Source organism: Streptomyces sp. NPDC039430 (genome assembly GCF_055639435.1).
Window position 1 is genome coordinate 15,748 of sequence record NZ_JBVKAK010000024.1, and the last position, 20,723, is coordinate 36,470.

Genomic DNA, 20,723 nt, shown 5'->3' on the forward strand with positions numbered 1-20,723 from the left:
GCGCGGGCTGCGGGGAGGCGGTGGGAAGGGGGTCACGGCGGCCCCGCGCGTGTCGCCGCACCCCCCGGTCTCCCGCCCCGGAGCTTCACCCGTACGGAGTATGACGGTCCTCAGGGAGACACCTCCGGGGCCGCCGCTCTCTTCTCGGACGCTCTCTTCTCGGCCGCTCTCTTCTCGGACAGGGCGTGGAGGTACTCGACGAGCGTGATCAGTACGTACTTGCTGGAGGAGCGGTCCCGCGCGTCGCACTCCACGAGCGGCACGTCCGGCGTCAGTACGAGCGCCGCGCGGATCTCCTCTTCGGTGTGGACGGGCCCGCCGAAGTCGTTGCAGGCCACCATGAAAGGGATGCCGTGGTGCTCCAGCCGGTCGATCGCGTACCAGGAGTCGGAGAGACGGCGGGTGTCGACGAGTACGACCGCGCCGAGTGTGCCGGAGAAGAGCCGGTCCCAGAGATACCAGAAACGTTCCTGCCCAGGGGCCCCGAAGAGATAGAGCACCGAGCGCGCGTCGAGGGAGATCCGCCCGAAGTCGAAGGCGACGGTGGTCGTGCTCTTCCGCTGGAGCCCGTCGAGCCCCGCGAGTTCGCCGATGTCCTGGCCCCCGCGCGTCATCGCCTCCTCGGTGTTGAGGGGACGGATCTCGCTGACGGAACGGACCATGGTCGTCTTGCCGACACCGAAGCCGCCGACGATGACGATCTTCAGGCCGTTGTCGGCGGTACTGGCCAGGTTCGGCCAGGCCGTTGACGGGTCGGTGGCCCGTTCGGAGGTTACGGAGTCCAACGCGCACCTGCTCCAGGATGTGGGGATCGGGAAGGCGGTCGGCCGCCCGGGCCGTCCGGGGATGAGGGGCGCGGGCGCTGTTGGATAGTGCTCAAACGGTGGCCACTATATGAGAATTGACGATCAGTTTGGGAGGTTCCTGTTTCCTTTCTTCGCTGTTCCGGGAGCGCCGAACCAGGAAAAACCGGGACGGTGAGTGCGACGGGGGCATGCTGGATTCATGGCTGAGCGCAAAACGCGGAATATGCGGGATACACGCAACGCACGAAAAGCGACGGCACGGACGAGAGGCGCGGCACCGGCCACCGAAGTGGCCGCGGCGCTGACGGCGGCCATGCGCGGCGAGGTGGACTTCGGCGCGGCGGCCAGAGCGCTGACGACCATGGACGCGTCCAACTACCGGCGGGTACCGGTCGGCGTCGTCGCCCCGTACGACGCGGCGGACGTGGCGGCGGCGCTGGCGGTCTGCCGTACGTACGGGGTGCCGGTGGTGCCGCGCGGTGCCGGGACCTCGATCGCGGGGAACGCCACGGGCCTGGGGGTGGTGCTCGACCTCACCCGCCATCTGCGGTCGATCGTGTCGGTGGACGCGGCGGCGCGCACGGCGGTCGTCCAGCCCGGCGTCGTCCTGGACGAGCTGCGCGAGGCCGTACGGCCCCATGGGCTGACGTTCGGCCCAGATCCGTCCACGCACAGCCGGTGCACGCTCGGCGGGATGATCGGCAACAACTCGTGCGGAGCGCACTCGGTGGCCTGGGGCACGACGGCCGACAACGTCCACGAGCTGTCGGTGACCACCTACGGCGGTGCGGCACTGCGCCTCGGCAGGGGCTGGGACGGCGCGCCCGCCGGGGTGCGCGAGCTGGTCGAGGGCAATCTCGCGCCGCTGCGCACGGGCTTCCCCGCCGGGCTGCCCCGGCGGATCTCCGGCTACGCGCTGGACGCGCTGCTGCCCGAGGCCGGCCCCGATCTGGCCCGCGCCTTCTGCGGCAGCGAGGGCACGCTCGGGGTCGTCACCGAAGCGACGGTACGGCTCGTCGAGTCGCCCCCGGCCCGCGCCCTGGCCGTCCTCGGCTACCCGGACGAGAGCGCCGCGGCCGAAGCCGCCGCCGGGCTGCTCCCGTACGGTCCGCTGACGGTCGAGGGCATGTCCGAGGACCTCGTACGGGTACGGGGCGACGGCGGGCACGGACTGCCGCGCGGCGGGGCCTGGCTGTTCGTGGAGACCGGCGGCGCGACGCCCGGCGAGGCGCGGGCCGCCGCCGCCACGGTCCTGCGCGCGGCCGACGCGCTGGACGGGGCGGTCGTCGCCGACCCGGCCGGACAGCGGGCGCTGTGGCGCGTACGGGAGGACGCCGCCGGGACCGCGACCCGGATGCCCGACGACACGGAGGCGTGGCCCGGCTGGGAGGACTGCGCGGTGCCGCCCGCCCGGCTCGGCGCGTATCTGCGCGACTTCCGCGCGCTGCTCGCGGAACACGGCCTGCGCGGCACGCCCTACGGGCACTTCGGCGACGGCTGCATCCATGTCCGTATCGACTTCGATCTGCTGACGGACGACGGCGTGCGGCGCTTCCGGGGCTTCTCGGAGGAGGTGGCGTCGCTGGTCGTCGCGCACGGCGGCTCACTCTCGGGCGAGCACGGCGACGGACTGGCGCGCTCGGAGCTGCTGCCGAGGATGTACGGGGACGAGCTGGTCGGGCTCTTCGGCCGGTTCAAGGACCTGTGGGACCCGGCGGGCGGGATGAACCCGGGCGTGCTGGCCCGCCCGGCACGGCTCGACGGGAATCTGCGCTTCGCGGTGCTGCCGCGCGAGCGCGTCGAGGTCGCGTTCGGCTATCCGCACGACGGGCCGGGAGGCGGGGACTTCTCGGCGGCCGTGCGCAGGTGTGTGGGCGTGGCCAAGTGCCGGGTGGGCGGGCCTGGTCCGGGAGCGGCAGCGGCAGCGGCTGCGGGTTCCGGGCAGGGTTCGGGGGCGGCTGCCGGTTCGGGGGCGGCTTCCGGATCGGGTTCCGGCGCGGCTTCCGCGGCGGGATCCGGATCGGGTTCGGGGGCGGGGGTGATGTGTCCGTCGTTCCGCGCGACGGGCGAGGAACAGCACTCCACGCGCGGGCGCGCCCGGCTGCTCCACGAGATGCTCGCGGGCGAGGTGGTGACGGACGGCTGGCGCTCGACGGAGGTCCGGGACGCGCTGGACCTCTGTCTGTCCTGCAAGGGCTGCCGCAGCGACTGCCCGGTGGGCGTGGACATGGCCACGTACAAGGCGGAGTTCCTGCACCACCATTACGCGGGCCGGATGCGGCCCGCCGCGCACTACGCGATGGGCCTGCTGCCGCGCTGGCTGCGGCTGGCGGCGCCGTTCGCGCGGGTGCTGAACGCGGCGGCGCGGGTGCACCCGCTGGCGGCGCTCGCCAAGAGGCTGGGGGGCATCGCCCCGGAGCGTACGATTCCGCGGCTGGCGCCCGAACCCTTCGGGCGGTGGCTGGGGCGGCATCTGAAGTCCCGTACGGAGGTCTTCGCGCGGAGCCGTTCCGCGATCCTGTGGCCGGACACCTTCACCGAGTATCTGACGCCGGCGGTGGGCCGGGCGGCGGTACGGGTGTTCGAGTCGGCCGGGATCGGTGTCGTGGCGCCGCCGCAGGGGGGCCGGATCTGCTGCGGGCTGACGTATGTCTCGACGGGCCAGCTCGACCGCGCGCGTACGGTCATGCGCCGCACGCTGGACCTGATGGAACCGCTGCTGGACGCCGGCCTGCCGGTCGTCGTCCTGGAACCGAGCTGCGCGGGCGCGCTCACCACGGACCTGCCGGAGCTGCTCGGCGACGACCCGCGCGCGGCGCGGCTTGCCGCGTCCGTAAGGACCTTCGCCCAGGCCCTGGAGGAGTGCGCGCCGTGGTGGCGGCCGCCCAGGCTCGACCGTCAGGTCACCGGCCAGACGCACTGCCACCAGCACGCGGTCCTGGGCGACGAGGCGGACCGCAGGCTGCGTGAACGCGCGGGCCTGACCGGCGAACTGAGCGGTGGCTGCTGCGGACTGGCGGGCAACTTCGGCTTCGAACGCGGCCATTACGACGTCTCGGTGGCCTGCGCGGAGGACCAGCTGCTGCCGTCGGTGCGGGCGGCCGGAAAGGGGACGGAGATCCTGGCGGACGGCTTCTCGTGCCGTACCCAGCTGGCGCAGCTGGGCGGCCACCGGGCACGGCATCTGGCGGAGGTGCTCGCGGAGGCGCTGGAGGAGGCGGAGCCGACGGAAGGGCCGGCCGAGGGGCGGTGACGGTGACGGGGGGGCGGTGACGGCGCCTTCGCGCCGTGAACCGTCCGGACCCGTCAGCCGGACCCGTCAGCCGGACCCGTCTCAACCGGACCCCTCGGCCGGATTCGGTGCTCCTGTGCGTGCTCCCGTGCCCCCGTGCTCCCGCGCTCGCGCTCCCGCGCCGCGGGTCAGCTCGCGGTGGGCCGGCGCCTGCGGGTCGCGGAGACCAGGCTCGCCCCCGCGATGACGGCGGCTCCGGCGACCCCGACGACGACTGACGGGGTGGGGCCCGTGGCGGCCAGCGTTCCGTCGGGCTCACCGCCCGCCGCCCGGGACCGGGCGGCATCGAGGATCAGGTCGGTGACGGCCCTGGGGTTGGCGAGCATGGCGAGGTGCGGGGCATTGATCTCGACGGTATGAGACCCGGCCCGCCTGGCCTCGAAGCGCTCCAGCTCGGGGGAGATGGTCTTGTCCTGGGTGGAGACGAGCGCCCAGGAGGGGATGGTCTTCCAGGCGGCCGGGCCGGCCGTGTCGGCGAACGCCTGGGCGGCGATGGGGCGCTGCGTCGCCGCCAGTACCGCTGTGGTGGCCTCCGGCAGCGAGGCGGCGAACACCGGCCTGAACCGCTCGGGCTTGATGTAGAGGTCGGTGGCGGTGGATCCGTCCGGCTGTGTGAACGGTACGGAGTTCGTGGCCGTACCGAGTTCGCTGCCCGGGAACTTCGCCGACAGGACGGAGAGGACCTCGCCCTTGTCGGGCATCAGCGCGTTGATGTAGACGAGCGCCTTGACGTGCGGATTGCCGACCGCGGCGCCGCTGATCACCGCGCCGGCGTAGGAGTGGGCGACCAGGACGATGGGGCCCTTGATGCTTCTGAGGACGCTGGCTATGTATGCCGCGTCGCCGTGCAGACCCCGCAACGGATTGGCGGGGGCCATGACGCGGTAGCCGTCGTTCTGGAGGTTCGGGACGACCTCGCCCCAGCTCGACGCGTCGGCGAAGGCGCCGTGCACCAGCACGATCGTCGGTTTGGCGGCGGTGACGCCGCGGCTTGCCGAGTGGTCGGCGGCAGCGGCTGCGTCGGCGGCGGGTATCGCGTTGACGAGCGCCGTCGCGGTGAACATCGCGGCGAGGGCGCACGCGTGGTGCGAACGTATCCGGGGGCCGGAACGTGAACCTCTCCTCGGGCCGGGACGCGAACGTGTCCGCCGCCCGCGAGTGGATGGCATGCCCATGTCTCTCTCTCCTCTGCTGAAACGGGTGAGGGCGAGTCGACATCAGTGTGTTCACCCCCTGTCGAGGGGGCGCGCGGTGGCGGGCATGCGGGTGAACGGGGCACGGGCGGGCGCGAACAGGCCCCGGTTGAACGCGGTCGGACGTGGCCGCGCTCGGTCACGCGCCCGAGGCCAGTTCGTGGGCCAGGGCCGCGAGATGGGGGATCGCGGGATGCGCGGCGCCCTCGCGCCGGACCAGGAAGACCTGGAGCGGCGGGGCGTCGGGCAAGGGGCGGTAGGCGACCCCGGGGTGGGGGTGCACGGCGGCCGTCGAGGCGCCTGTGACGCCGATGCCGCGCGCCGCGGCGATGGTCGTCAGCCAGTCGTCGGTGTTGGTGACCGTGACGGTGGCCGAGGGACCCGCGCCCGGCGGCCAGAGCGCCGGACTCGTCGTGCCCGAGACCCGGTTGACGATCAGCGGTTCCGCCACCAGGTCCGCGAGCGTCAGGGACGTACGCGCGGCCAGCGGTCCGTCGGCCGGGACCGCCGCGATCCGGGCCTCGGTGAAGAGCAGTTCCGCGACCAGCCCGGGGGTCTTCACCGGGCCGCGCAGGAGCGCCGCGTCGACCTCGCCCCGCGCCAGCCCGGCCGTACGGTCGTCGATCCGCAGCAGTTCGAGCGGCGTCCCGGGCCGCTCCCGCTCCCAGCGGCGCAGCAACGGCGTGGTGTACGGGCCGAAGGCCGACCACGCGTGGCCGAGCCTGAGCGGCCTGCGGCGCAGCCGCTCGGCGTCGAGCGCGTCGTCGAACGCGGCGACGGCCGAGGCCGCCCGCTCGCGGAAGGCGCGCCCCTCGGCGGTGAGGGCGAGATGGTGGGTGGAGCGCTCCGCGAGCCGTACGCCGAGATGCTTCTCCAGCGCGGCGAGGGTGCGGGAGACGGCGGGCTGTGTGAGATGCAGCCGGGCCGCCGCCCGGGTCACGCTGGACTCCTCGGCGATGGCGAGGAAGCAGCGGAGATGACGCAGCTCGATGCTCATGCGTCCGGAGCATAACGGCAGCCCAATCGGTATTTCACGGGGTGGGCGCCGGGCTCGTAGCGTGACCGCGGAAGGCACCCCGAATGGTAGTCGCATAAGTGCAGTACATTGGACCGCGAGTACATTGAAGCGAACTGTGGGAGGGATCCGATGGAAGAGCCGCGTACCGCTGCCGACGCCACCGCCGCGGCCGTCGGCGCGGCGGCCGTCGATGGCGCGGCCGTCAATGCCGCGGGCGCCGGGGTCGTCAATGCCGCGGGCGCCGACGCCGCGGTCGTCGACGCCGCCGCCGCTGTCTCGCTGCCGGAGGCCACCGGGTCCGTCCAGGCGGCACCTCACGGCGAGGCCGGATCCGGCCGCCCCGCGCGCGGCAAGCGGGCCCTCGGGCCCGTCGCCCTGGTCGTGGCGGGCGGGCTCTCCGTACAGTTCGGTGCCGCCGTCGCCGTGCTGCTGATGCCCAGGACCGGCGCCCTCGGTGTCGTCTCGCTGCGGCTCGCGCTCGCCGCGATCGTGCTGCTCGCGGTCTGCCGCCCCGCCCTGCGCGGCCACTCACGTGCCGACTGGGGCACGGTGATCGCCTTCGGCGCCGTCATGGCCGCCATGAACTGCCTCTTCTACCAGGCGGCCGACCGTATCCCGCTGGGCGCGGCCGTCACCCTGGAAGTCATCGGGCCGCTCGCGCTGTCCGTGATCGTCTCGCGGCGGCTGGTCAATCTCCTGTGGGCGGGGCTCGCGCTGGGCGGGGTGCTGCTGCTCAGCGGCGGCGGTTTCGACCGGCTCGACCCGTTGGGCACCGCGTTCGCGCTCGGGGCGGGCGCCATGTGGGCCGCGTACATAGTCTTCAGCGCGCGCACCGGACGGCGCTTCCCGCAGGCCGACGGGCTGGCGCTGGCGATGGCGGTCGGCGCCCTGCTCGCCCTCCCGCTGGGCATCGTGGAGTCCGGCGCGAAACTGCTGGTGCCCTCCACGCTCGGGCTCGCTCTCGCGGTCGCGGTGATGTCCTCCGTCCTCCCGTACACCCTCGAACTGCTCGCCCTGCGGCGGCTGCCCGCGCCGACGTTCGCCGTGCTGATGAGTCTGGAACCGGCCATCGCGGCGACCGCCGGGTTCCTCGTCCTTGACCAGGCGCTCTCCGCCACCGACGCGCTGGCGATCGCGCTGGTCATCATGGCGAGCATGGGTGCCGTACGGACCCAGATCGGGCGCGGGAACCCGAAGGCGAGCCCGAAGCCCGCGCCGGTGCCCACCCCCACGTCGGCCCCGGGCGACGCGGGGGAGGAGACCCTGTAACAGCAAAGCAAGCACGCTTGATTGTTTCTCCGGGCGCTGCCATGCTCCGGGGCACGCACACCGCCGTGTCCCGAGGGGAGCGCATCCGTGTCCGACTCCGGCTCTGCCGCAGTGCACGACGATCCGCCCAGCGACCCGCCGAGCGTTCCACGCGACGATCCGTACAGCGATCTGCTCAGCGATCTGCGCGGCGAGAGCGAGGAACTCGACCGGCTGGTCGCCCCGCTGGGGCCTGAGCGGTGGGTCCTCGCGACCCCGTCACCCGGTTGGTCCCTCGCCCATCAGATCGCGCATCTTGCCTGGACCGACGCCGCCGCGCTGCTCGCCGTGACCGACCCGGGCGCCTTCGCCGCCGAATCCGGCACGGCCCGCGCCGCCCCCGACACCTTCGTCGACGAGGGTGCGGCGGCCGGCGCGTTACTCCCGCCCGCCGAACTGCTCGCCCGATGGCGCGACGGCCGCGCGCGGCTGCACGAGGCCCTGCGCGGGGCGCCGCCCGGCGCGCGTTTCCCCTGGTACGGGCCACCGATGAGCGCCGCCTCCATGGCCACCGCACGGCTGATGGAGACCTGGGCACACGGGCAGGACATCGCGGACGCGCTCGGCGTACGGCGCGAACCGACCGCGCGGCTGCGGCATGTGGCGTGGATCGGCGTACGGGCCCGTGACTACGCCTATCTCGTCCGGGGCGAGTCCCCGCCCGCCGAACCCTTCCGCGTCGAACTGACCGGTCCCGGCGGGGAGTTGTGGACGTACGGCCCCGAGGACGCCGCCCAGCGGGTGACCGGGCCCGCGCTCGACTTCTGTCTGCTGGCGACCCAGCGGGCGCACCGCGCGGATCTCGCCGTACGGGCCGAAGGCGCCGACGCCGACGCGTGGCTGGACATCGCGCAGGCATTCGCCGGACCGGCGGGCCCCGGCCGCGCGCCCAGGGGGGCCTGATGGCGCCTCTTCATTCTCCCGAGTCCCAGCCCCGAGTACTGCGGATCGGGAACGCCTCCGGCTTCTACGGCGACCGGTTCGACGCGCTGCGCGAGATGCTCACGGGCGGCCCGCTCGATGTCCTCACCGGTGACTATCTCGCCGAGCTGACCATGCTCATCCTCGGCAGGGACCGGCTGAAGAACCCGGACGCCGGCTATGCGAAGACGTTCCTGCGGCAGCTGGAGGAGGGTCTCGGACTCGCCCACGAACGGGGCGTCAGGATCGTCACCAACGCGGGCGGACTGAACCCGGCCGGCCTCGCCGCCGCCGTACGCGCGCTGGCGGAACGGGTGGGCGTGCCGGTACGGGTCGCCCACGTCGAGGGGGACGATCTCCTCGCCCGCGGCGGCTGGGGCGACGGCGTCCTCACCGCCAACGCCTACCTCGGCGGCGCCGGGATCGCCGCCTGCCTGCGCGCCGGAGCCGATGTCGTGGTCACCGGGCGCGTGACGGACGCGGCGCTCGTGACCGGGCCCGCCGCCGCGCACTTCGGCTGGGACGCCGCCGACCCCGACCGCCCCGGTGATCTGCACGCGCTGGCGGGCGCGGTCGTCGCCGGGCATGTGCTGGAGTGCGGTACGCAGGCGACCGGCGGGAACTACTCCTTCTTCACCCGGCACGACGTACGGCGGCCGGGCTTCCCGCTCGCCGAGATCCACGCCGACGGCTCGGCGGTCATCACCAAGCACGACGGCACGGGCGGGGTGGTCGACCTCGGTACGGTCACCGCGCAGCTGCTGTACGAGACCGGCGGCGCCCGGTACGCGGGACCCGACGTCACCGCGCGCCTCGACACCGTACGGCTCGACCAGGAAGGCCCCGACCGCGTCAGGATCTCCGGCGTACGGGGCGAGCCGCCGCCCCCGGCCCTGAAGGTCGGCCTCAACCGGCTCGGCGGCCTGCGCAACGAGATCGTCTTCGTCCTCACCGGCCTCGACATCGACGCCAAGGCCCGGCTGGTGCGCGGTCAGGTGGAGGACGCGCTCGCCGGACGGCGCCCCGCCGAGGTCCGCTGGGAGCTGGCCCGTACGGACCGGCCGGACGCGGACACCGAGGAGACCGCCAGCGCCCTGCTGCGCCTCGTCGTGCGCGACAGCGATCCGGAGGTGGTGGGCCGGGCGGTCAGCGGGGCGGCGGTCGAGCTGGCGCTCGGCAGCTATCCCGGGTTCCATGTGACCGCCCCGCCGGGCAAGGGCGTGCCGTACGGGGTCTTCGAGGCGGCGTACGTGGACGCGTCCGAGGCCGCCCACACGGCCGTGCTCCCCGACGGGCGGCGCGTAACCGTGCCCGCTCCCTCACATACCAAGGCACATGAGCCGGTCCCGGCGCCCCCGCTGCCCGCACCGCTGCCCGCCGGCCTGCCCACCCGTCGCGCGCCCCTCGGCCTCGTCGTGGGCGCCCGCAGCGGCGACAAGGGCGGCGACGCCAACGTCGGTGTCTGGGCGCGGAGCGAGGACGGCTGGCGCTGGCTCGCCCACGCGCTGACGACCGAGAAGTTCCGGGAACTGATCCCGGAATGCCGGGAGCTGACCGTCGTCCGCCATCTTCTGCCCCGGCTGCGCGCCGTCAACGTCACCGTCGAAGGGCTGCTCGGTGAGGGCGTCGCCGCGCAGGCCCGCTTCGATCCCCAGGCGAAGGCGCTCGGCGAGTGGCTGCGCGCCCGGCACGCCGACATACCGGAGGTCCTGCTGTGACCGTGCTCCCCTCGGCCCTCGACACCGCGTCCGCCGACTACGCCGCCCACCGCGCCGCCATGCTCGGCAAACTCGACGAGCTGGCCGTGGAACACGCCAAAGCCCTGGCGGGCGGCGGGGAGAAGTACGTCGCGCGGCACCGGAAGCGCGGCAAGCTGCTCGCGCGCGAGCGGATCGAGCTGCTGCTCGACCCCGACACCCCGTTCCTCGAACTGTCCCCGCTCGCCGCCTGGGGCAGTGACTATCCGGTCGGCGCGTCCATGGTCACCGGGATCGGCGTGGTCGAGGGCGTCGAGTGCCTGATCACCGCCAACGACCCGACCGTACGCGGCGGCGCCTCCAACCCCTGGACGCTGAAGAAGGCCCTGCGCGCCAACGAGATCGCCTTCGCCAACCGGCTGCCCGTCATCAGCCTGGTCGAGTCGGGCGGCGCCGATCTTCCCTCCCAGAAGGAGATCTTCATCCCCGGCGGCGGGCTCTTCCGCGACCTCACCCGGCTCTCCGCCGCCGGTATCCCCACCGTCGCGGTCGTCTTCGGCAACTCCACGGCGGGCGGCGCGTACGTCCCCGGGATGTCCGACCACACCGTCATGATCAAGGAACGGTCGAAGGTCTTCCTCGGCGGACCGCCCCTGGTGAAGATGGCCACCGGCGAGGAGAGCGACGACGAGTCGCTCGGCGGCGCCGAGATGCACGCCCGTACGTCCGGGCTCGCGGACCACTACGCGCTGGACGAACAGGACGCGATCCGGCGTGCGCGGCGGATCGTCGCCCGGCTCAACTGGCGCAAGGCGCACCCCGATCCGGGCCCGGCCGAGCCGCCGAAGTACGACGAGGACGAACTGCTCGGCATCGTTCCCGGCGATCTGAAGATCCCCTTCGATCCGCGCGAGGTCATCGCCCGGATCGTGGACGGCTCGGACTTCGACGAGTTCAAACCGCTGTACGGGCCGAGCCTGGTGACCGGCTGGGCGCGGCTGCACGGCTACCCGGTGGGGGTGCTCGCCAACGCGCAGGGCGTGCTGTTCTCCGCCGAGTCGCAGAAGGCGGCGCAGTTCATCCAGCTCGCCGATCAGCGCGACATCCCGCTCGTCTTCCTGCACAACACGACCGGCTACATGGTCGGCAGGGAGTACGAACAGGGCGGCATCATCAAGCACGGCGCGATGATGATCAACGCGGTCTCGAACTCCCGCGTCCCGCACTTGTCCGTGCTGATGGGCGCCTCGTACGGGGCCGGGCACTACGGCATGTGCGGTCGCGCGTACGACCCGCGCTTCCTCTTCGCCTGGCCGAGCGCCAAGTCGGCGGTGATGGGCCCGCAGCAGCTCGCCGGGGTCCTGTCGATCGTGGCGCGGGCCTCGGCGGCGGCGAAGGGGCAGCCGTACGACGAGGAGGGTGACGCCGCGCTGCGCGCGATGGTGGAGCGGCAGATCGAGTCCGAGTCGCTGCCGATGTTCCTGTCAGGGCGGCTGTACGACGACGGGGTCATCGACCCGCGCGACACCCGTACGGTCCTCGGCCTGTGCCTGTCCGCCGTCCACACCGCCCCGGTCGAGGGTGTGCGGGGCGGCTTCGGTGTCTTCCGGATGTGAGGTTGAGGTCCAGATGATCGAGTCCTTGCTCGTCGCCAACCGGGGCGAGATCGCCTGCCGGGTCTTCCGGACCTGCCGCGAACGGGGGATCGCCACCGTCGCGGTCCACTCGGACGCCGACGCGGGCGCGCTGCACGTACGGGAGGCGGACGCGGCCGTACGGCTGCCGGGGGCCGCGCCCGCCGACACCTATCTGCGCGGCGACCTGATCGTGAAGGCGGCGCTCGCGGCGGGCGCCGACGCGGTGCATCCCGGGTACGGCTTCCTCTCCGAGAACGCGGAGTTCGCGCGGGCCGTGCTGGACGCGGGTCTCGTCTGGGTCGGGCCGCCGCCGGGCGCGATCGAGGCGATGGCGTCCAAGACCCGGGCCAAGGAACTGATGGCGGCGGCGGGGGTACCGCTGCTGGCGCCGGTGGATCCGGCCACCGCCACCGGGGCCGATCTGCCGCTGCTGCTGAAGGCGGCGGCGGGCGGCGGCGGCCGCGGTATGCGGATCGTGCGGGAACTCGCCGTACTGGACGAGGAGCTGAAGGCCGCGTCGGCGGAGGCGGCGTCCGCGTTCGGGGACGGGGAGGTCTTCGCCGAGCCGTATGTGGAACACGGCAGGCATGTGGAGGTGCAGATCCTGGCGGACGCGCACGGCACGGTGTGGGCGCTGGGCACCCGGGACTGCTCCCTCCAGCGCCGCCACCAGAAGGTGATCGAGGAGTCCCCGGCGCCCGGCCTCCCGGACGAGCCGCGCGCCGTCCTGTGCGAGGCGGCCGTGGCAGCGGCGAGGGCCGTCGGCTACCGGGGCGCGGGCACGGTCGAGTTCCTGCTCTCGCCGCAGGGGCGGCCGTACTTCCTGGAGATGAACACCCGCCTCCAGGTCGAACACCCGGTGACGGAAGAGGTGTTCGGGCTGGATCTGGTCGCCCTGCAACTCGCCGTCGCGGAAGGAGCGGCGCTTCCGGCGGAGCCGCCGGCCGCCCATGGGCACGCGGTGGAGGCACGGCTCTACGCGGAGGACCCGGCGGCGGGGTGGGCGCCCCAGACGGGGCGGCTGCACGCGCTGGAGGTGCCGGGGGCCGGGGGCGAGGCGCCGGGGGACACGTCGCGGCTGGTGCCGGGGGCCGCTTCGGGGCTCCTACCGGTGGGCCCTTCCGCGCCACGTCTGCGCGTCGACACCGGTTACGCGCACGGCGACACCATCGGGGTGCACTACGACGCCCTGCTCGCCAAGGTCATCGCCTGGGCCCCCACCCGCGCCGAGGCGCTGCGCGCGCTCCGGCACGCGCTGCGGCGCGCCCGGGTGCACGGCCCCGGCACCAACCGGGAGCTGCTCGTACGGTCGCTCGGCCACCCCGATGTCGTCGACGGGCGGTTCGACACCGGGTTCTACGAACGCCATCTGGACGCGCTCACCGCCCCCGCCCCCGGCGAGCGGCACGCGGCCGTCGCCGCCGCGCTCGCCGACGCGGCGGCACGTGCCACCGGCGACACGCTCCCCGCGCGGCTCGGCGGCTGGCGGAACATGGCCGCCCCCGCGCAGCGCAAGACGTACGGGGAGCACGAGGTGCGCTACCGGGCCACCCGCGACGGGTTCGTCGTGGAAGCCGTGGAAGGCAAGGGAGGCAAGGGAGGCACGGGAGGCGAGGGAGGCAAGGGAGGCGAGGGAGGCGAGGAAGCCGACGAGGTGCGGGTGGTCGCCCTCTCCCCCCACCGCGTCAGCCTCGAAATCGGCGGTGTCGTCCGGCACTTCGACGTCCGTACGTACGGCGACGAGGTCCATGTGGACAGCGCGGGCGGCGCGTACCGGCTGATCGCCCGGCCTCGGTTCAGCGAGACCGGCCACCGCCCCCCGCCCGGATCACTGCTCGCGCCGATGCCCGGAACCGTCGTACGGCTCGCCGCCGGACTGGCCGAAGGCGCCCGGGTCACCGCCGGGCAGCCGCTCATCTGGCTGGAGGCCATGAAGATGGAGCACCGCGTCACCGCTCCCGCCTCCGGCACGCTCACCGCGCTCCATGCCGCCCCCGGCCGCCAGGTCGAGGTCGGCGCCCTGCTCGCCGTTGTACAGGACGCTCAGGACGCCCAGGAGGAATCCTCACCATGAGCCGAAGCACCGGAAGTGGCCACAGCGGCATCATCGAGAGCGAAGAGCACACCGCACTGCGCGCCGCCGTCGCCGCCCTCGGCCGGCGCCACGGACGCGGATACGACCGCGAAACCCTCTGGCGTGAGGCCGGCAAGCTCGGCTATCTCGGCGTGAACCTCCCGGAGGAGTACGGCGGCGGAGGCGGCGGGATCGCCGAACTCTCCCTCGTACTGGAGGAGTTGGGGGCAGCCGGCTGCCCGTTGCTGCTGATGGTCGTCTCGCCCGCCATCTGCGGCACCGTGATCTCCCGCTTCGGTACGGACGAGCAGAAGCGGCAGTGGCTGCCCGGTCTCGCCGACGGCTCCCGCACCATGGCCTTCGGCATCACCGAACCCGACGCCGGCTCCAACTCCCACCGGATCACGACCACGGCGCGCAGGGACGGCGACGACTGGGTGCTGAACGGCCGCAAGGTCTTCATCTCCGGTGTCGACCTCGCCGACGCGACGCTCATCGTCGGCCGTACCGAGGACGCGCGGACCGGCAGCCTCAAGCCGTGCCTGTTCATCGTCCCCCGCGACACGGAGGGCTTCCACCGCTCGCCGATCGAGATGGAACTCCAGGCCGTGGAGAAGCAGTTCGAGCTGGTCCTCGACGACGTACGGCTGCCCGCCGACGCGCTGGTCGGCGACGAGGACGCGGGGCTGCTCCAGCTCTTCGCCGGGCTCAACCCCGAGCGCGTCATGACCGCCGCCTTCGCCCTCGGCATGGGCCGCTACGCGCTGGACAGGGCCGTCGAGTACGCCAGGACCCGCCAGGTGTGGAAGGAGCCGATCGGCGCCCACCAGGCGATCGCGCACCCGCTCGCCCAGGCCCATATCGAACTCGAACTCGCGCGCCTCATGATGCGGAAGGCCGCCCACCTCTACGACGCGGGCGACGACACCGGCGCGGGCGAGGCCGCCAACATGGCCAAGTACGCCGCGGCGGAAGCCTGCGTCAGGGCCGTCGACCAGGCCGTACACACCCTCGGCGGCAACGGGCTCACCCGTGAGTACGGTCTGGCGTCGCTCATCACCGCCGCCCGCGTGGCCCGGATCGCGCCCGTCAGCCGGGAAATGATCCTGAACTACATATCCCATCAGTCCCTGGGTCTCCCCAAGTCCTACTGACACGGAGGATCCTGTCTCTCCCAGTACGTCCAGTACGTCCACGCGTCGAAGGGGCCGTCATGGTGTTCCACAGCGAGTACGCGGATGTCCCGGCCGTCGAACGTCCCATCCACGAGGCCGTACTCGGCCGCGCCGCCGAGTACGGCGACACCGTCGCCCTCGTCGACGGTGCGACCGGCACGAGCATGACGTACGCCGAGCTGGACGCCGTCCACCGGCGGATCGCCGCCGCGTTCACCGACGCCGGGGTACGCAAGGGAGACGTCCTCGCCCTGCACAGCCCGAACACCGTGATGTACCCCGCCGTCTTCTACGCCGCCACCCGCGCCGGCGCCTCCGTCACCACCGTCCATCCCCTCGCCACGCCCGAGGAGCTCGCCACCCAGCTGCGCGACTGCTCCGCCCGCTGGATCGTCACCGTCGCGCCGCTGCTCGACGCGGCCCGCAGATCGGCCGAACTCGTCGGCGGCATCGAGGAGATCTTCGTCTGCGACCGGGCGGAGGGGCACCGCTCGATCCTCGACCTGGCGCGGTCGACGGCCCCCGAGCCCGAGATCGCCATCGACCCGGCCGAGGACATCGCGGCCCTGCCGTACTCCTCGGGCACCACCGGCGTCCCCAAGGGCGTCATGCTGACCCACCGTTCGATCGCCACCAATCTCGCGCAGCTCGAACCGGTCGTGCCCATGGGGCCGGGCGACCGCATCCTCGCCGTCCTGCCGTTCTTCCACATCTACGGGCTGACCGCCCTGATGAACGCGCCGCTGCGGTACGGCGCGACGGTCGTCGTCCTGCCCCGCTTCGACCTCGACCAGTTCCTCGCCGCCATCGAGAAGCACCGCATCAACGGCCTGTACGTCGCCCCGCCCATCGTCCTCGCGCTGGCCAAGCACCCGGCCGTCGCCCGGTACGACCTGTCCTCGCTCGACTACATCCTGAGCGCCGCCGCCCCGCTGGACGCCCGGCTCGCCGCCGCCTGTTCGGCCCGGCTGGGGCTCCCGCCCGTACGCCAGGCGTACGGCATGACGGAGCTGTCACCCGGCACCCACGCCGTGCCGCTGACCGCCCGGAACCCGCCGCCGGGCGCCGTCGGCAAGCTGCTGCCCAGCACGGAGATGCGCGTCGTCGCCCTGGACGACCCGGAGAAGGACCTCGACCCGGGCGCCGAGGGCGAGATCCTCCTGCGCGGCCCGCAGGTCATGAAGGGGTATCTGGGACGGCCCGACGCCACCGCCGAACTGATCGACGGCGCGGGCTGGGTGCACACCGGCGATGTCGGCCGGGTGGACGCCGACGGCTGGCTCTTCGTCGTCGACCGGGTCAAGGAGCTGATCAAGTACAAGGGGTTCCAGGTCGCCCCCGCCGATCTGGAGGCGCTCCTGCTCACCCATGAGCGCATCGCGGACGCGGCGGTGATCGGCGTCCTCGACGAGGACGGCAACGAGGTGCCCAAGGCATACATTGTTCGCCAGTCGGGTGCGGACGTGCTCACGGAGCAGGACGTCATGGCGTTCGTCGCCGAACGCGTCGCCCCGTACAAGAAGGTCCGCCGGGTCGAATTCGTCGGAGGCGTACCCCGCGCCGCCTCCGGAAAGATCCTCAGACGTGAACTGAGAGACCGGGAAGCGCGGGACCGCGAGAGGAAGAACACGTGACGCAGACGCAGCCACCGGCGTCCAAGCCCGTGCTGGTCACCACGGCGCACGAACGGGGCATCACCACTCTGACCCTGGACTCACCGGCGAACCGCAACGCCCTGTCGGCGCGGCTCGTCGACGCGCTCGGCGACGCCCTCACGGCCTGCGCCGGGGATCCCTCCGTACGGGCCGTGCTGCTCACGCACACCGGCACCACCTTCAGCGCGGGCGCCGACCTGAAGGAACCGGCCAATCCGTACACCTTCATCGCCCTCATGCGGCAGATCGTCGAGCTGCCCAAGCCGGTCGTCGCGCGCGTCAGCGGCCATGTCAGGGCCGGCGGCATCGGGCTCCTCGGCGCGTGCGACATCGCCGTCGCCGACCGTACGTCCGACTTCGCCTTCACGGAGGTACGGATCGGAGTCGCCCCGGCCGTGATCTCGCTGCCGCTCCTGCCCCGCGTCGAACCACGCGCCGCGGCCCGCTACTTCCTCACCGGCGAGCGCTTCGACGCCGAGCGCGCCGCGACCGCGGGGGTGATCACCGAGGCCGCGGACGACGCGGACGCCGCGCTCGCGCCCGTACTCGACGGACTGCGCAGGGCCTCGCCGCAAGGGCTCGCCGAATCCAAGAAGCTGCTGACGGTGGGCGTACTGGACGCCTTCGAGCGGTACGCGGAGGATCTCGTCCAGCGCTCCGCCTCGCTCTTCGTGACGGCGGAGGCGCGCGAGGGCATCACCGCGTTCCTCGAACGGCGGGACGCCTCGTGGGTGCGATAGGGCCCGCCGGCACCACGTCCGCATCCGCCGGCACCACGTCCGAATCCGCCGGCGGTGCGCCCGAATCCGCCGGCGGCGCTCCCGCATCCGCCGGTACGGCTCCCGCGTCCGCCGGTGCCGCCGATGCCGCGCCCAGAACCGGCAAGACCGCCCCCAAGCAGGACCGCAGCCGTGCCACCCGGCGCAGACTGCTGGAGGCCGCCGTTGCCTGCCTCGCCGAGTACGGCTGGGCGGGCTCCACCGTCGCCGTCGTCGCCGAGCGCGCGGGCGTCTCGCGCGGGGCGGCGCAGCACCACTTCCCGACCCGCGAGGACCTGTTCACGGCGGCCGTCGAGTACGTGGCGGAGGAGCGGTCGACGGCGCTGCGCGCCCTGGTCCCGGCCGGGCCCGCGCACCGCCGCGCGGCGGTCGAGGGCATCGTCACGCTCTATACGGGCCCGCTGTTCCGCGCGGCGCTGCACCTCTGGGTCGCGGCCTCCGACGAGGAGCAACTACGGCCCCGCGTCACCGAACTGGAGGCCCGGGTCGGCCGTGAGTCCCACCGGACCGCGGTCGAACTGCTGGGCGCCGACGAGTCCGTGCCCGGCGTACGCGAGACCGTGCAGGGGCTGCTCGACATGGCGCGCGGCCTGGGCCTGGCGACGCTGCTGACGGACGACGCGCGGCGGCGGGAGCGGGTGGTGGCGCAATGGGCGCGGATCCTGGACGGCGTGCTCGGCTGAGGGCCGCGTGCACCCCCCGTCCCGGCGGGGCTGTACGCGACGGGAGCCGCATCGCGACGAGGCGGACGTTCCGCCCGTCGCGCTCTCAGCTCAGCTCAGCTCGGCTCCGCTCAGCTCGCGATCGCGTCGTACCCCTCGATCTCACGCGGGCTGCGCGTCCCCGGACCCACATAGCGGGCCGAAGGCCGCACCAGCCGGCCCGTGCGCTTCTGCTCCAGGATGTGCGCCGACCAGCCCGCCGTACGGGCGCAGGTGAACATCGACGTGAACATGTGCGCCGGGACCTCCGCGAAGTCCAGCACGATCGCCGCCCAGAACTCGACGTTCGTCGCCAGCACCCGGTCGGGCCTGCGCGCGTGCAGCTCGTCCAGCGCGGCCTTCTCCAGCGCCTCCGCCACCTCGAACCGCGGCGCGGCCAGCTCGCGCGCCGTACGCCGCAGCACTCGCGCCCGCGGGTCCTCGGCCCGGTAGACGCGGTGCCCGAAGCCCATCAGCCGCTCGCCCTGGTCCAGGGCCCGCTTGACGTACGCCGTCGCGTCGCCCGTGCGCTCGATCTCCTCGATCATGCCGAGGACCCGGGAGGGCGCGCCGCCGTGCAGCGGCCCCGACATCGCGCCGACGGCGCCCGACAGGGCGGCCGCGACATCGGCGCCCGTGGACGCGATGACCCGGGCGGTGAAGGTGGAGGCGTTCATTCCGTGCTCGGCGGCCGATGTCCAGTAGGCGTCCACGGCGCGCACGTGCCGCGGGTCGGGCTCACCGCGCCAGCGGATCATGAAGCGCTCGACGACGGACTCGGCCTTGTCGATCTCCCGCTGCGGCACCATCGGCAGCCCCTGGCCGCGGGCCGACTGGGCGACGTACGAGAGCGCCATCACCGCGGCACGCGCCAGATCGTCACGGGCCGTCCGCTCATCGATGTCGAGGAGCGGTTTCAGCCCCCAGACGGGCGCGAGCATGGCCAGCGCGGACTGCACATCGACCCGGATGTCACCGGAGTGGACCGGGATCGGGAACGGCTCGGCGGGCGGCAGACCGGGCGCGAACGCCCCGTCGACCAGCAGCCCCCACACATTGCCGAAGGAGACCTGGCCGACCAGATCCTCGATATCGACGCCGCGGTAACGCAGCGAGCCGCCCTCCTTGTCCGGTTCGGCGATCTCCGTCTCGAACGCGACGACTCCTTCGAGTCCGGGGACGAACGAGGGGTCCAAGGAGGTGTCGGAAGCGGACATCAGGCGGCTCCTCTGAGGTGGGGGTGGACTTCGGCGGCTCGGTCACCCCGGTGGACGCCCCCCGAGGCAGCGGTCAGGGAGACGGGACGGTCCGGGAGGCAGGAACGATAGCCCCTGGTGTACGAAGGCCACAGTGGTCTGCCTCAAGATTTTGGCGGGTTCCTCCGATGCGGGGAAGCGTGATAACCGGCACACTGCCAGACTTTCTCCCCGGGGGATTAGCGGCACCCGGTGCCGGGGAAACTGCCCCTGCGGCAGGATGACCGCGTGCCCTATGAGACCCCGGATTCCGTCGATCCCGCCGACCCTGACGACCCCGCCGCCATGCGTGAGCAGTACCGCACCACTCCGCTTCTGGAGAAGGACCTCGCGCCCGCTCCGGCCGACCAGTTCGCCCGCTGGTTCAAGGAGGCCGTGGCCGGTGACCTCCACGAGCCGAACGCGATGGTCGTCTCGACGGCCACGCCCGACGGCCGGCCCTCGGCGCGTACGGTGCTGCTGAAGGCGTACGACGACCGGGGCTTCGTCTTCTTCACGAACTACACGTCCCGCAAGAGCGGCGAGATCGAGTCGAATCCCCACGTCTCACTGCTCTTCCCCTGGCACCCCATGGCCCGCCAGATCATCATCACGGGCACCGCCGCGCGCACCGGCCGCGACGAGACAGCGGCGTACTTCCGCACCCGCCCCCACGGCTCCCAGCTGGGTGCCTGGGCCAGCGACCAGTCCAGCCCGATCGCCTCCCGTGAGGAACTGCTCCACCGCTACGACGAGCTGGTGTCCCGCTACCCGGAGGGCGAGAGCGTGCCGGTGCCCCCGGGGTGGGGCGGCTACCGCGTCACGCCGGAGACCGTCGAGTTCTGGCAGGGCCACGAGAACAGGCTTCACGACCGGCTGCGCTACGTACGCGAGGGGGGCGGCTGGCGGGTGGAGCGGCTCTGCCCGTAGGCCCTCTGCCCGTAGGCCGTAGGTCCGTAGGTCCCGGGGGAAAGCCCTTGGGAAACGCAGAACCCCGCGGGCTCGGGTTCCTCCGAAGAGGAGCCGGCCGGACGTACCGGCGAGCCCGCGGGGCGGTGACTGCTGTGGATTGGGCCGGCGGTTACCGGCTCCGCACTGAGTGCGACAACGGGCCGTCAGCCCGCAGCCACCTCACGAGTCCGGAAAGAAATCACTTCCGAATCACCTCCTTTCAGTGTGTGTCACACCTTAGGAGGGCCCCCGGAGACTCTCAAGCGAATTTAGGGAGGGAG

At 72.9% G+C, this 20,723-nt stretch carries 15 protein-coding genes and 1 pseudogene; 11 read left to right on the forward strand and 5 right to left on the reverse strand.

Annotation, left to right across the window (positions count from 1 at the left end):
- Positions 1-110: 110 nt before the first annotated feature.
- Together ACZ7LS_RS34405 and ACZ7LS_RS34410 are read right to left on the reverse strand one after the other, a co-directional pair.
- Complete coding sequence (locus ACZ7LS_RS34405) at positions 111-785, reverse strand: GTP-binding protein (RefSeq protein WP_385136555.1); 675 nt, start codon at positions 783-785, stop codon at positions 111-113.
- A pseudogene (locus ACZ7LS_RS34410) lies at positions 769-855 on the reverse strand (DUF742 domain-containing protein); the annotation flags it as partial. The pseudogene ACZ7LS_RS34410 and the gene ACZ7LS_RS34405, both read right to left, overlap by 17 nt.
- A gap of 264 nt (positions 856-1,119) precedes the next feature.
- On the opposite strand from ACZ7LS_RS34410, the gene ACZ7LS_RS34415 reads away from it, so the two are divergent.
- Entirely contained in the window at positions 1,120-4,059 is a 2,940-nt protein-coding gene (locus tag ACZ7LS_RS34415) for an FAD-binding and (Fe-S)-binding domain-containing protein (protein WP_385136580.1), read from the forward strand.
- Between the two features lie 167 nt (positions 4,060-4,226).
- Here ACZ7LS_RS34415 and ACZ7LS_RS34420 read toward each other — a convergent pair whose 3' ends face one another.
- Both ACZ7LS_RS34420 and ACZ7LS_RS34425 read right to left on the reverse strand, forming a co-directional pair.
- Positions 4,227-5,162, reverse strand: coding sequence for an alpha/beta fold hydrolase (locus tag ACZ7LS_RS34420; RefSeq protein WP_385136558.1), 936 nt, complete (start codon positions 5,160-5,162; stop codon positions 4,227-4,229).
- Between the two features lie 268 nt (positions 5,163-5,430).
- On the reverse strand, positions 5,431-6,288 hold the full coding sequence (locus ACZ7LS_RS34425) for a LysR family transcriptional regulator (RefSeq protein ID WP_382527249.1): 858 nt from the start codon (positions 6,286-6,288) through the stop codon (positions 5,431-5,433).
- Positions 6,289-6,438: 150 nt separating this feature from the next.
- Here ACZ7LS_RS34425 and ACZ7LS_RS34430 point away from each other — a divergent pair, with 150 nt between their 5' ends.
- From ACZ7LS_RS34430 to ACZ7LS_RS34470, 9 genes are all read left to right on the forward strand, one after another.
- Complete coding sequence (locus ACZ7LS_RS34430; protein ID WP_385136562.1) at positions 6,439-7,578, forward strand: EamA family transporter; 1,140 nt, start codon at positions 6,439-6,441, stop codon at positions 7,576-7,578.
- Between the two features lie 171 nt (positions 7,579-7,749).
- Positions 7,750-8,520 carry a TIGR03084 family metal-binding protein gene (locus ACZ7LS_RS34435; RefSeq protein ID WP_382871933.1) on the forward strand — a complete coding sequence of 257 codons (771 nt, stop codon included), beginning with the start codon at positions 7,750-7,752 and terminating at the stop codon, positions 8,518-8,520.
- Entirely contained in the window at positions 8,520-10,256 is a 1,737-nt protein-coding gene (locus ACZ7LS_RS34440) for an acyclic terpene utilization AtuA family protein (protein WP_382666675.1), read from the forward strand. The genes ACZ7LS_RS34435 and ACZ7LS_RS34440 overlap by 1 nt, the downstream gene beginning before the upstream one ends.
- Positions 10,253-11,851, forward strand: a complete 1,599-nt coding sequence (locus tag ACZ7LS_RS34445) for an acyl-CoA carboxylase subunit beta (RefSeq protein WP_382666672.1) — start codon at positions 10,253-10,255, stop codon at positions 11,849-11,851. Before ACZ7LS_RS34440 ends, ACZ7LS_RS34445 begins: the two co-directional genes overlap by 4 nt.
- Positions 11,852-11,864: 13 nt before the next feature.
- Complete coding sequence (locus ACZ7LS_RS34450; protein ID WP_385136566.1) at positions 11,865-13,946, forward strand: acetyl/propionyl/methylcrotonyl-CoA carboxylase subunit alpha; 2,082 nt, start codon at positions 11,865-11,867, stop codon at positions 13,944-13,946.
- Positions 13,943-15,100: an acyl-CoA dehydrogenase family protein gene (locus tag ACZ7LS_RS34455; RefSeq protein WP_385136567.1), complete on the forward strand. Its 1,158-nt coding sequence runs from the start codon at positions 13,943-13,945 to the stop codon at positions 15,098-15,100. The genes ACZ7LS_RS34450 and ACZ7LS_RS34455 overlap by 4 nt, the downstream gene beginning before the upstream one ends.
- A gap of 59 nt (positions 15,101-15,159) precedes the next feature.
- Complete coding sequence (locus ACZ7LS_RS34460) at positions 15,160-16,755, forward strand: 4-coumarate--CoA ligase family protein (RefSeq protein ID WP_385136569.1); 1,596 nt, start codon at positions 15,160-15,162, stop codon at positions 16,753-16,755.
- Positions 16,752-17,516: an enoyl-CoA hydratase family protein gene (locus ACZ7LS_RS34465; RefSeq protein ID WP_382527229.1), complete on the forward strand. Its 765-nt coding sequence runs from the start codon at positions 16,752-16,754 to the stop codon at positions 17,514-17,516. Before ACZ7LS_RS34460 ends, ACZ7LS_RS34465 begins: the two co-directional genes overlap by 4 nt.
- Positions 17,504-18,238 carry a TetR/AcrR family transcriptional regulator gene (locus ACZ7LS_RS34470; protein WP_385136571.1) on the forward strand — a complete coding sequence of 245 codons (735 nt, stop codon included), beginning with the start codon at positions 17,504-17,506 and terminating at the stop codon, positions 18,236-18,238. The genes ACZ7LS_RS34465 and ACZ7LS_RS34470 overlap by 13 nt, the downstream gene beginning before the upstream one ends.
- A gap of 110 nt (positions 18,239-18,348) precedes the next feature.
- Here ACZ7LS_RS34470 and ACZ7LS_RS34475 read toward each other — a convergent pair whose 3' ends face one another.
- Complete coding sequence (locus ACZ7LS_RS34475; protein WP_382527226.1) at positions 18,349-19,473, reverse strand: citrate synthase 2; 1,125 nt, start codon at positions 19,471-19,473, stop codon at positions 18,349-18,351.
- A 324-nt stretch (positions 19,474-19,797) separates the two neighbouring features.
- Here ACZ7LS_RS34475 and pdxH point away from each other — a divergent pair, with 324 nt between their 5' ends.
- Positions 19,798-20,421, forward strand: coding sequence for a pyridoxamine 5'-phosphate oxidase (gene pdxH, locus ACZ7LS_RS34480; protein WP_382527386.1), 624 nt, complete (start codon positions 19,798-19,800; stop codon positions 20,419-20,421).
- Positions 20,422-20,723: the final 302 nt, after the last annotated feature.

Coding starts and splice junctions, on each gene's coding strand:
- ACZ7LS_RS34415 (WP_385136580.1), top strand. CDS start 1,120: ATGCGCGGCGAGGTGGACTTCGGCGCGGCGGCCAGAGCGCTGACGACC.
- ACZ7LS_RS34420 (WP_385136558.1), bottom strand. CDS start 5,162: ATGTTCACCGCGACGGCGCTCGTCAACGCGATACCCGCCGCCGACGCA.
- ACZ7LS_RS34425 (WP_382527249.1), bottom strand. CDS start 6,288: ATGAGCATCGAGCTGCGTCATCTCCGCTGCTTCCTCGCCATCGCCGAG.
- ACZ7LS_RS34430 (WP_385136562.1), top strand. CDS start 6,439: ATGGAAGAGCCGCGTACCGCTGCCGACGCCACCGCCGCGGCCGTCGGC.
- ACZ7LS_RS34440 (WP_382666675.1), top strand. CDS start 8,520: ATGGCGCCTCTTCATTCTCCCGAGTCCCAGCCCCGAGTACTGCGGATC.
- ACZ7LS_RS34450 (WP_385136566.1), top strand. CDS start 11,865: ATGATCGAGTCCTTGCTCGTCGCCAACCGGGGCGAGATCGCCTGCCGG.
- ACZ7LS_RS34455 (WP_385136567.1), top strand. CDS start 13,943: ATGAGCCGAAGCACCGGAAGTGGCCACAGCGGCATCATCGAGAGCGAA.
- ACZ7LS_RS34460 (WP_385136569.1), top strand. CDS start 15,160: ATGGTGTTCCACAGCGAGTACGCGGATGTCCCGGCCGTCGAACGTCCC.
- ACZ7LS_RS34475 (WP_382527226.1), bottom strand. CDS start 19,473: ATGTCCGCTTCCGACACCTCCTTGGACCCCTCGTTCGTCCCCGGACTC.
- pdxH (WP_382527386.1), top strand. CDS start 19,798: ATGCGTGAGCAGTACCGCACCACTCCGCTTCTGGAGAAGGACCTCGCG.